Origin of the sequence: Streptomyces sp. T39 (assembly GCF_008042045.1) — a bacterium.
Classification (GTDB): domain Bacteria; phylum Actinomycetota; class Actinomycetes; order Streptomycetales; family Streptomycetaceae; genus Streptomyces.
Map to the genome: position 1 here is coordinate 143,503 of NZ_RDBP01000037.1, position 10,424 is coordinate 153,926.

General features: G+C 73.3%; 9 protein-coding genes and 1 pseudogene. 7 read left to right on the plus strand and 3 right to left on the minus strand.

Annotation, left to right across the window (positions count from 1 at the left end; translation table 11 throughout):
* Positions 1 to 97 precede the first annotated feature (97 nt).
* Positions 98 to 1,297 (minus strand): bifunctional adenosylcobinamide kinase/adenosylcobinamide-phosphate guanylyltransferase, encoded by a 1,200-nt coding sequence (locus EAO77_RS23065; protein WP_187283373.1) that lies wholly within the window; start codon positions 1,295 to 1,297, stop codon positions 98 to 100.
* A 102-nt stretch (positions 1,298 to 1,399) separates the two neighbouring features.
* Between EAO77_RS23065 and EAO77_RS23070 the strand changes: the two genes are divergently transcribed.
* The gene (locus EAO77_RS23070) at positions 1,400 to 1,609 is read left to right on the plus strand and encodes a hypothetical protein (RefSeq protein WP_147990213.1); all 210 of its coding nucleotides are present in this window, start codon (positions 1,400 to 1,402) and stop codon (positions 1,607 to 1,609) included.
* A gap of 91 nt (positions 1,610 to 1,700) precedes the next feature.
* Here EAO77_RS23070 and EAO77_RS23075 read toward each other — a convergent pair whose 3' ends face one another.
* A complete protein-coding gene (locus tag EAO77_RS23075; protein ID WP_261994157.1) occupies positions 1,701 to 2,456 on the minus strand; it encodes a methyltransferase domain-containing protein in 756 nt (251 codons plus the stop codon).
* 50 nt (positions 2,457 to 2,506) lie between these two features.
* Positions 2,507 to 3,106, minus strand: coding sequence for a DUF3043 domain-containing protein (locus tag EAO77_RS23080; RefSeq protein ID WP_187283374.1), 600 nt, complete (start codon positions 3,104 to 3,106; stop codon positions 2,507 to 2,509).
* Positions 3,107 to 3,431: 325 nt separating this feature from the next.
* Between EAO77_RS23080 and EAO77_RS23085 the strand changes: the two genes are divergently transcribed.
* The 6 genes and pseudogenes from EAO77_RS23085 (at position 3,432) to EAO77_RS23110 (ending at position 10,283) form a co-directional block, all read left to right on the plus strand.
* Positions 3,432 to 4,226, plus strand: a complete 795-nt coding sequence (locus EAO77_RS23085; RefSeq protein WP_147990214.1) for a PspA/IM30 family protein — start codon at positions 3,432 to 3,434, stop codon at positions 4,224 to 4,226.
* Between the two features lie 96 nt (positions 4,227 to 4,322).
* Complete coding sequence (pspAA, locus tag EAO77_RS23090; RefSeq protein WP_147990215.1) at positions 4,323 to 4,604, plus strand: PspA-associated protein PspAA; 282 nt, start codon at positions 4,323 to 4,325, stop codon at positions 4,602 to 4,604.
* Positions 4,605 to 4,757: 153 nt separating this feature from the next.
* Positions 4,758 to 5,012: pseudogene (locus EAO77_RS23095) on the plus strand (two-component sensor histidine kinase); the annotation flags it as partial.
* A gap of 44 nt (positions 5,013 to 5,056) precedes the next feature.
* Positions 5,057 to 6,322 (plus strand): sensor histidine kinase, encoded by a 1,266-nt coding sequence (locus EAO77_RS23100; protein ID WP_147990216.1) that lies wholly within the window; start codon positions 5,057 to 5,059, stop codon positions 6,320 to 6,322.
* The gene (locus EAO77_RS23105) at positions 6,319 to 7,005 is read left to right on the plus strand and encodes a response regulator (protein WP_147990217.1); all 687 of its coding nucleotides are present in this window, start codon (positions 6,319 to 6,321) and stop codon (positions 7,003 to 7,005) included. The genes EAO77_RS23100 and EAO77_RS23105 overlap by 4 nt, the downstream gene beginning before the upstream one ends.
* A 146-nt stretch (positions 7,006 to 7,151) precedes the next feature.
* Entirely contained in the window at positions 7,152 to 10,283 is a 3,132-nt protein-coding gene (locus tag EAO77_RS23110; protein ID WP_147990218.1) for an efflux RND transporter permease subunit, read from the plus strand.
* Positions 10,284 to 10,424: the final 141 nt, after the last annotated feature.

The following is a 10,424-nucleotide window of genomic DNA, read 5'->3' on the forward strand; positions in this document are numbered from 1 at the left end:
AACGAACCCCAGCCCAAACAGCCCGTCCGGCGCTTGAGGACACGGCCGCAGGCCGTGCTGCAACCACCGGCCCGCACCAGGCGGACGAACCCGCGCGTCACCCTCGCAGGGGCACCGCCTGCCCCGCCACCACCAGGAGGACATGCTCGCACTCCGCCGCGAACGCCGCGTTCAGACGGCCCAGTTCGTCGCGGAAGCGGCGCCCCGAGGCGGTCGCGGGCACGACGCCCGCGCCGACCTCGTTGGTCACGGCGACGACCGTGCGGCCCGTCTCCCGTACCGCGGTGAGGAGTTCGGCCGTGCGCTTGCGCAGGGCCCGCTCGCCGCCGGCCGCCCAGTGGTCGTCGTCCCAGGCGCCTGCCTGGTCCATCGCGTCGGTCAGCCAGAGCGACAGGCAGTCGATGAGCAGCGGCGGGCCCTCGGCCGCGAGCAGGGGCACCAGGTCGCAGGTCTCGGCCGTCCGCCAGGAGCCCGGCCGCCGGTCGCGGTGGGCCGCGACCCGGGCGGCCCACTCGGTGTCGTCGCCGCGCGTCCCGCCCGTGGCGACGTACAGCACGTCAGGGAACGCCTCCAGCCGCCGCTCGGCCTCAAGTGACTTGCCGGAACGGGCCCCTCCGGTGACCAGCGTGCGCCGGGGCACGTCGGGCACGGCGTGGTACTCGCCCACGATCAGCGTGGTGCCGTCCGGGACCGCCCGCGCGCCCGCCGCGGCGAGCCTGCGCCGCAGTTCGGCGCCGCCCGGCACCTCGTGGCCGAGATGGACGGCGATCACGTCGGTGGTCGCCCCGATCGCGCCCGCCGCCCGCAGCCGGGCGACCGCGTCCGGACGCCCGACGACGTCCGCGACGACCATCTCGTACGCCGCCGGCCCGTCCGCCAGCCCGGCCGGTGCCGCGCCGGGCGGCAGGTAGAGCAGGCGTTCCCCCTCGGGGGAGGTGACCTCGTACCCGGTCCCGGGATGGTCGACGGACACGGCGCGCACCCGGTGGCCGCTGATCAGCGTCAGCACCCGCCCGTCCGGGACGCGGCCCGCCGTCGGCAGCCCGGCGGGCAGTTCCACGGCGGGGCCGTCGTGAGGATGGGTCAGCAGCACCTGGCGCACCCCTGCCAGCGAGTGCCCGGCCCGCGCGGCGGCCAGGGCGGCCCCCGGGGTGAGGTCGAGCAGCAGCGCACCGTCCACCAGGAGCGCCGTCGCGGCGCGCGCCTCGGGGCCTCGGGCGGTCGCGCACACGGCGCAGGGGCAGCCGGGGCGGGGGAGTCCGGCCGGGGCGCCGGTGCCGAGCAATGTCAGTTCCACGCCCCCGATCCTCCCGTGTCCCCGCGGCGGGTGCGCGCCCGGCTACGCTGCGGGCAGCACCGAATGATCAGCTGTACGACCCCAGGTACCCGGGAGGCGCACATGGCATGGACGTGGCGGTTCGAGAAGGCCGACGGTACGGAGGTCCAGCCGGCGGTGGAGCCGGAGGAGTTCAGCACGCAGGGCGACGCGGAGTCCTGGATCGGCGAGTACTGGAAGCCGCTCCACGAGGGCGGCGCCGACCAGGTCGTGCTCTCGGAGGACGGCACGGTGATCTACGGGCCGATGAGCCTGCACGCCGAGGAGTCCTGACGGGCCTCCCGGGGTCCGGGGCGTCCGCCGCGGACCCCGGGAGCGCAGGTCCGCGGGAGCCGGGCGCCGGTGTGCGGCGCCGGCTCCGCCGTCAGGCCCGCCGCACTCCGCACAGGTGCAGCAGCGCGGCCACCCTGCGGTAGGGGTCGGTGCGTCCCGCCCGTTCCTCCGCGGCGAGGAGCCGCTGGAGTTCGTCGGCCGGCGGCGTGACGGCGTCCTCGCCGGCGCCGTCCGTGAAGACCCGCACTCCGTACCAGGCGTGCAGCGGCGCGTTGATGCCCTCCAGCGTGGCCGTCAGGGCGTCCAGCCGGTCGGCCCGCACGGTCAGCCCGAGCCTGTTGGTGTAGGTGTCGGAGGTGAACGCCGCCTGGGCGCCGGCCCAGTCCCCGGCGAGTCCGGCCCGCATCGCCAGCGCGTCCCCGTTGCGCACGAGCAGCGACAGCAGACCGCCCGGGGCCAGCATCCGCGCCAGGCCCGCCAGCATGGCGTCCGCCTCGGCGACGTACATCAGCACGCCGTGGCACAGCACCACGTCGAAGCTGCCGGGCAGGAAGTGCACGCCCGTGTCCCGGCCGTCGCCCTCCACCAGGCGGACCCGCTCGCGGATCCCCTCGGGCTCACCCGACAGCGCCTGCCGGGCGGCGTCGAGCATGACCGCGTCGGACTCTATGCCCGTCACCGCGTGCCCCGCCCGTGCCAGCCGCAGTGCCTGGGTGCCCTGCCCCATGCCGACGTCGAGCACCCGCAGCCGCTGCCCGACCGGGTAGCGGGCGGAGATCTGCTCCTCCAGCTGACGGGCGACGAGCTCCTGGCGCACGATGTTGCGCAGCCCGTCGACCCCGGCCAGCCACTCGGCGGACGCCCCGGCGAAGCCGGAGGGCACGGCCGAGTGCGGGCTCAGGGCCGCTCTCCGCGCTTGACCTGGGGCTTGGGCAGACGCAGACGGCGCATCTGCAGCGTGCGCATCAGGCCGTAGGCGACCGCGCCGCGCTTCGGCTCGTCGGGGAAGCGCTCCCTGAGCTGCTTCTTCAGCCGGATCGTCAGACCGATCGAGTCGACGACGATCAGCACGATCACGCCGAGCCACAGCAGCAGCGCGACGTTCTGCAGCTGCGCGACGCGGACCATGCTCAGGACGAGGATGACCACCGCGAGCGGCAGGAAGAACTCGGCGATGCAGAAGCGGGAGTCGACGAAGTCCCGGACGAAGCGCCGCACCGGGCCCTTGTCCCGGGCCGGCAGATAGCGCTCGTCACCGCTGGCGAGCGCCTCCCGCTGCTTGGCCAGGTCCGCCCGGCGCACCTCGCGCTGGCGCTTCATGGCGGCCTTGCGGTCCAGGGGCGCACTGTTCGCACGAGCGCGACGGTGGCCCTGGGCCTCGCTGCGCTTGGGCGTCGGGCGGCCCTTGGGGGCCTCGGGGTCTCGGGGCTGCTTGGAGAGGTCCGCCGTCACCTTGCCGGTGGGGGCCTTCTCTTCCTTGGAACGGCTACGGAACACAAGGCCCAAGGGTACGGGGTGGCGCGCCGGTCCGGGACAGGAGGTGTGCCACAGTCCCCGGCGGTCCGCGCATGGACACCGCCGCCGCGGGGAACGATCCGGCCACACCGGGCGTCCGTACTGGACAGAACCACCACACAGTGGACGCAGGGTCACGGATCCCTGACGCTCACCTACTCCCTGGGCCGGAGCGGAGCCGTTCGCAGTCGTCCTTGGGGATGAGCGCATCCGCGCTCGAACAGTGCGGTAATGGAAGCAGGGCCCGTACTGTGGGTTCTGTTGGAGTGCTGAAGCCGAGTCCGTCAGAAGGGGGCGCGCGAAGCCCATGAGCGGTGTCATGAAGCGTATGGGGATGATCTTCCGCGCGAAGGCGAACAAGGCCCTGGACAGGGCCGAGGACCCGCGCGAGACCCTCGATTACTCCTACCAGAAGCAGCTGGAGCTGCTGCAGAAGGTGCGCCGCGGGGTCGCCGACGTGGCGACCTCCCGCAAGCGCCTCGAGCTCCAGCTCAACCAGCTCCAGGGCCAGTCCTCCAAGCTGGAGGACCAGGGACGCAAGGCGCTCGCGCTGGGCCGCGAGGACCTGGCCCGTGAGGCGCTGTCCCGCCGGGCCGCCCTCCAGCAGCAGGTCACCGACCTGGAGACGCAGCACCAGACCCTTCAGGGCGAGGAGGAGAAGCTCACCCTCGCCGCCCAGCGGCTCCAGGCCAAGGTCGACGCCTTCCGCACCAAGAAGGAGACGATCAAGGCGACCTACACGGCCGCCCAGGCGCAGACCCGGATCGCCGAGTCCTTCTCCGGCATCTCCGAGGAGATGAGCGACGTCGGCGTCGCGATCCAGCGCGCCGAGGACAAGACCGCGCAGCTCCAGGCGCGGGCCGGGGCGATCGACGAGCTCCTCGCGTCCGGCGCGCTCGACGACCAGTCCGGTCTCGCCAAGGACGACATCCAGGCCGAGCTCGACCGTCTCTCCGGCGGCACCGACGTCGAGCTGGAGCTCCAGCGCATGAAGGCGGAGCTGGCCGGCGGCCCGGCCCCGCAGCAGGCGATCGAGGGCGGCGCGCAGCGCCAGGACGCGTCCGGCCAGCAGCAGAGCACCCCGAGGTTCGACAAGCAGTGACGGCCGTGCCGTCGGCGCTCCGGCGCCGGCGGCCCCGCCGCCCGCCCGGTCCGGGCAGCCGGTGCCCGGACAGTTCCCGGCCAGTGAGGAATCGTCATGATCGTCCGGATCATGGGGGAGGGCCAGGTGGAGGTGGCGGACAGCCACTTCCCCGAACTCGACACGCTCGACGACGACCTGCTCGCCGAGATGGAGAGCGGTGACGGCCCCGGTTTCCGGAGCACGCTGCACGCCCTCCTGGAGAAGGTCCGCGAACTCGGTGAGCCGCTGCCCGCGGACTCGCTCGAACCGTCCGAGCTCATCCTGCCGTCGCCCGACGCGACCCTCGAAGAGGTCCGCGCGCTGCTCGGCGAGGACGGCCTGATCCCCGGCGCCTGACACCCGGCCCGGCACTCCACTCCACCCGTGCCGCCGTGCGGACCACCCGGTCCCGCACGGCGGCACGGGCATGTCAGCCCGCCGCCCGCGGTGGCCGGATCCGCCCGCCGGCCCGGTCCGGCGGCACTGGCGCAGCACGTAACGTTGGCTCCCGTGACCGCATTCGCCGACCGGCTCGCCCGCACCCAGCGCTGGCTGCGCGCGCACCCGCTGGCCTTCGACGGCGGACTGGCCCTCGCCGTCCTCGTCTGCATGGTCGCCGGATCGTTCGCCGACCCGAACGGTCCCCACGGCCCGACGTTCGGCACCCGCACGCCCGAGGCGCGCAGCGCCCTGCTGATGGCCGTCGCCGCCGGCGCGCTGGTGTACCGGCGGCGGGAGCCGATGGCCGTCCTCGCCGTCACCGGCGGCCCGGTCCGGCGGCACTGGCGCAGCACGTAACGTTGGCTCCCGTGACCGCATTCGCCGACCGGCTCGCCCGCACCCAGCGCTGGCTGCGCGCGCACCCGCTGGCCTTCGACGGCGGACTGGCCCTCGCCGTCCTCGTCTGCATGGTCGCCGGATCGTTCGCCGACCCGAACGGTCCCCACGGCCCGACGTTCGGCACCCGCACGCCCGAGGCGCGCAGCGCCCTGCTGATGGCCGTCGCCGCCGGCGCGCTGGTGTACCGGCGGCGGGAGCCGATGGCCGTCCTCGCCGTCACCGGCGCGCTGTCCGTCATCGAGCTGGTCGCCGGTGACCCGGCCGCCCCCGTCTCCATGAGCGCCGTCATCGCCCTCTACACGGTGGCCGCCCGCACCGACCGGCCCACCACCTGGCGGGTCGGCCTGCTCACCATGGCCGCGCTCACCGGTGCGGCCATGTCGTTCGGATCGCTGCCCTGGTACGCGCAGGAGAATCTCGGCCTCGTCGCCTGGACGGGCATGGCCGCCGCCGCGGGAGACGCGGTCCGCAGCCGCCGCGCCTTCGTCGACGCGATCAGGGAACGGGCGGAGCGCGCCGAGCGGACCCGGGAGGAGGAGGCCGGGCGGCGGGTCGCCGAGGAGCGGCTGAGGATCGCCCGCGACCTCCACGACGTCGTCGCCCACCACATCGCCCTGGTCAACGTGCAGGCCGGGGTGGCCGCCCATGTCATGGACAAGCGCCCCGACCAGGCCAAGGAGGCCCTCGCCCATGTCCGCGAGGCGAGCCGCTCCGCGCTGAACGAACTGCGCGCCACCGTCGGTCTGCTGCGCCAGTCCGGCGACCCGGAGGCGCCCACCGAACCGGCTCCCGGGCTCGGCGTCCTCGCCGAACTGGTCACCACCTTCCGCCAGGCGGGTCTGACCGTCGAGGTCGCCCGCGCCGACGAAGGGGTGACCCCGCCCGCGGCGGTCGACCTCGCCGCGTACCGGATCATCCAGGAGTCGCTGACCAATGTGCGCAAGCACGCGGGGGCGGACGCCAGGGCGGAGGTGAGCGTGGTCCGGGTCGGCTCCACGCTGGAGGTCACCGTCCTCGACAACGGCGTCGCCGGCCCCGCCGCGGCCGAGGGCGGCGGTCACGGACTGATCGGGATGCGCGAGCGGGTCGCCGCGCTGGGCGGGGCGCTCACCGCGGGCCCCCGCTACGGGGGCGGCTTCCGGGTGCAGGCGATACTGCCCCTGACGACGGGCGCGGACGGCGCCGGTGCCGCGCGGCGTGCGGCCCGGGCCTGCCGCGCGGGGGAGGACGCATGACGATCAGGGTGCTGCTCGCCGACGACCAGACGCTGCTGCGCAGCGCGTTCCGGGTGCTGGTCGACTCCGAACCGGACATGGAGGTCGTCGCGGAGGCCGCCGACGGCGCCGAGGCCGTCGCCCTGACGCGCTCCGCCCGCGCCGACGTGGTCCTGATGGACATCCGGATGCCCGGCACCGACGGGCTCGCCGCCACCCGTCAGATCAGCGCCGACCCCGAGCTGTCCCACGTACGGGTGGTCATGCTGACCACGTTCGAGGTCGACGAGTACGTCGTGCAGTCGCTGCGCGCCGGCGCCTCCGGCTTCCTCGGCAAGGGCGCCGAGCCCGAGGAGCTGCTCAACGCGATCAGGGTCGCCGCCGGCGGGGAGGCACTGCTGTCCCCCGTCGCCACCAAGGGGCTGATCGCCCGGTTCCTCGCGCAGAGCGGCGGGGCGGCGGACGGACCGGAGTCCGCGGGGCGCTCGGAGCGGCTGGCCGCGCTGACCGGCCGCGAACGGGAGGTCCTGGTGCTCGTGGCCGGGGGCCACTCCAACGACGAGATCGCCGTCCGGCTGGAGGTCAGCCCGCTGACGGTGAAGACCCATGTGAACCGGGCGATGGCGAAACTGGGCGCCCGTGACCGCGCTCAGCTGGTCGTCGCGGCGTACGAGTCCGGGCTGGTACGTCCGAGGGTGGACTGAGGGCGGCGCAGCGTACTCCAGCTGCGGTATGCGCGGCGTGAGGAACGGGACCTGGGGGCTACGGATGCACCGCCCCCGGTGCCCCAAGGTATAGAGGCTGGCCCCCGGGCCGTCCCTCCCCGCGTACGCCACAGAAGAGAGACCCCATGTCCTGGCTGTCCAGATTCAGCCTGTCGCAACGGGCCCTGATCGGGCTGATGTCCATCGTGGCGATCGTCTTCGGCGCGATCTCCATACCCCAGCTCAAGCAGCAGCTGCTGCCCTCCATCGAACTTCCGATGGTGTCGGTGCTCGCCCCCTATCAGGGTGCCTCCCCCGACGTGGTCGAGAAGCAGGTCGTCGAACCGCTCGAAACCACCATCAAGGCCGTCGACGGCATCAAGGGCATCACCTCCACGGCGAGCGAGGGCAACGCCGTGATCATGGCCAGCTTCGACTACGGGGACGGGACCAAGCAGCTCGTCGCCGACGTCCAGCAGGCCGTGAACCGGGCCCGCGCCCAGCTGCCCGACGACGTCGACCCGCAGGTCATCGCCGGCTCGACGGACGACATCCCGACCGTCGTCCTCGCCGTCACCTCCGACAAGGACCAGCAGGCGCTCGCCGACCAGCTGGAGCGGACCGTCGTCCCCGCGATCGAGGACATCGACGGCGTCGGCCAGGTGTCCGTCGACGGTGTCCGGGACCTCCAGGTCTCCGTCACGCCGGACGAGCGGAGGCTCGCGGCGGCCGGCCTGAACACCATGGCGCTCTCCGAGGCGCTGCGGGCGGGCGGGGCCACGATGCCGGCCGGCTCGTTCTCCGAGGACGGCAAGAGCCGCACGGTCCAGGTCGGCGGCGGCTTCACCAGCCTCCAGCAGATCGAGGAGCTGCGGATCGTGCCCGCGCAGGGCGGCAAGGGCAAGCCCGTCCGTCTCGGCGACGTGGCGGCCGTCGAGCAGACGGAGTCGACGCCCGTCTCCCTGACCCGCACCAACGGCCGGCCCAGCCTCGCCGTCTTCGCCACGATGGACAACGACGGCAGCGCCGTCGCCATCTCCGAGGCCGTCCAGGACAAGCTGCCCGGTCTGCGCACCGACCTCGGCGCGGGCGCCGACATCACCGTCGTCTCCGACCAGGGCCCGGCGGTCTCCAAGTCGATCTCGGGTCTCACCACCGAGGGCGCCCTCGGCCTGGTCTTCGCGGTCATCGTGATCCTGGTCTTCCTCGCCTCGCTGCGCTCGACCCTGGTGACCGCGGTCTCCATCCCGCTCTCCGTCGTCCTGGCGCTGATCGTGCTGTGGACCAGGGACCTGTCCCTCAACATGCTGACCCTGGGCGCCCTGACCATCGCCATCGGCCGGGTCGTCGACGACTCGATCGTGGTGCTGGAGAACATCAAGCGGCACCTCGGCTACGGCGAGGAGCGCGAGAGCGCCATCATCACCGCGGTGAAGGAAGTGGCGGGCGCCGTCACCTCCTCCACCCTGACCACCGTCGCGGTCTTCCTGCCGATCGGCCTCGTCGGCGGCATGGTGGGCGAACTGTTCGGCTCGTTCAGCCTGACCGTCACCGCGGCCCTGCTCGCGTCGCTGCTGGTGTCGCTGACCGTCGTCCCCGTCCTCTCGTACTGGTTCCTGCGCGCGCCGAAGGCCGTGCGCGGCATGGATCCCGAGGAGGCGCGGCGCATCGCCGAGGAGAAGGAGACGAAGAGCCCGCTCCAGCGCGCCTACGTCCCCGTCCTCCGCTTCGCCACCCGCCGGCGCGTGACCAGCGTCGTGCTGGCCCTCGTCGTCCTCTTCGGCACCTTCGGCATGGCCGGACTGCTCAAGACGAACTTCTTCGACCAGGGCGAGCAGGAGGTCATGTCGATCAAGCAGGAGCTGGCCCCCGGCACCAGCCTGGCGGCGGCCGACGAGTCGGCGAAGAAGGTCGAGAAGGTCCTCCAGGGCATCGACGAGGTGAAGGACTACCAGGTCACCGTCGGTTCCTCCGGCTTCATGGCCGCCTTCGGCGGCGGCACCGGCGCCAACCAGGCGTCGTACCAGCTCACGCTGAAGGACGCGTCCGCGTACGAGAAGGTCCGCGACCGGATCGACGAGGAGCTCGGCGCGCTCGACGGCATCGGCGAGACGACGATCGCCTCCGGCGACGGATTCGGCAGCCAGGACCTGAGCGTCGTGGTCAAGGCGTCCGACGCCGAGGTGCTCCAGAAGGCGTCCGAGGCGGTCCGCGCCGAGGTCGGCAAGCTCGACGACGTCACCGACATCCAGAGCGACCTCGCCCAGTCCGTCCCCCGTATCTCCGTCAAGGGGACCGCGAAGGCGGCCGACGCCGGCTTCACCGACGCCGCCCTCGGGATGGCCGTCGGCCAGGCCGTGCGGGGCACGCCCGCCGGCACGGCGATCCTCGGCGACGCCGAGCGCGACATCGTCATCACGTCGGCGAAGCCGGCGCAGACCATGGAGGAACTGCGCGCCCTGCCGCTCGGACCGGTGAAGCTCGGCGACATCGCCGAGGTGAAGCTGGTCCCGGGCCCGGTCTCGATGACGCGGATCGACGGTTCGCGGGCCGCCACGATCACGGCCAAGCCGACCGGTGACAACACCGGTGCGATCGGCGCCGAGCTCCAGACGAAGATCAACGCGCTCGACCTGCCGGAGGGCGCCTCGGCGTCCATCGGCGGTGTGTCCGAGGACCAGGAGGAGGCCTTCCTCAACCTGGGGCTCGCGATGCTGGCCGCGATCGCCATCGTCTTCATGCTGCTGGTCGCCACGTTCCGCTCGCTGATCCAGCCGCTGATCCTGCTGGTCTCCATCCCGTTCGCGGCGACCGGGGCGATCGGCCTGCTGGTCGCCACGGGCACGCCGATGGGTGTGCCGGCGATGATCGGCATGCTGATGCTCATCGGCATCGTGGTCACCAACGCGATCGTGCTGATCGACCTGATCAACCAGTACCGGGCACAGGGCCTCGGCGTCGTGGAGGCCGTGATCGAGGGCGGCCGGCACCGGCTGCGCCCGATCCTGATGACCGCCCTGGCGACGGTCTTCGCCCTGCTGCCGATGGCGCTCGGCGTCACCGGCGAGGGCGGCTTCATCGCCAAGCCGCTGGCCATCGTGGTCATCGGTGGTCTGATCACCTCGACGCTGCTGACGCTGCTGCTGGTGCCGACGCTCTACGCGATGGTGGAGCTCCGCAAGGAGCGCCGCCGTGCCAAGCGCGAGGCCAAGCGGGACGCGAAGCGCCAGGCGGACCAGCCGGGCGAGACGGCGCCGCTGGAGCCGTCGAACGCGTAGCGGCCCCTGCCGCACGACCGGCGCACGACCACAGGGCCCCGCGGCCGCAAGGCCGCGGGGCCCTGTGGCGTGCGGGGCCCTGTGGCGTGCGGGGCCCTGTGGCGTGCGGGGCCCTGTGGCGTGCGGGGCCCGTGCCGGGGG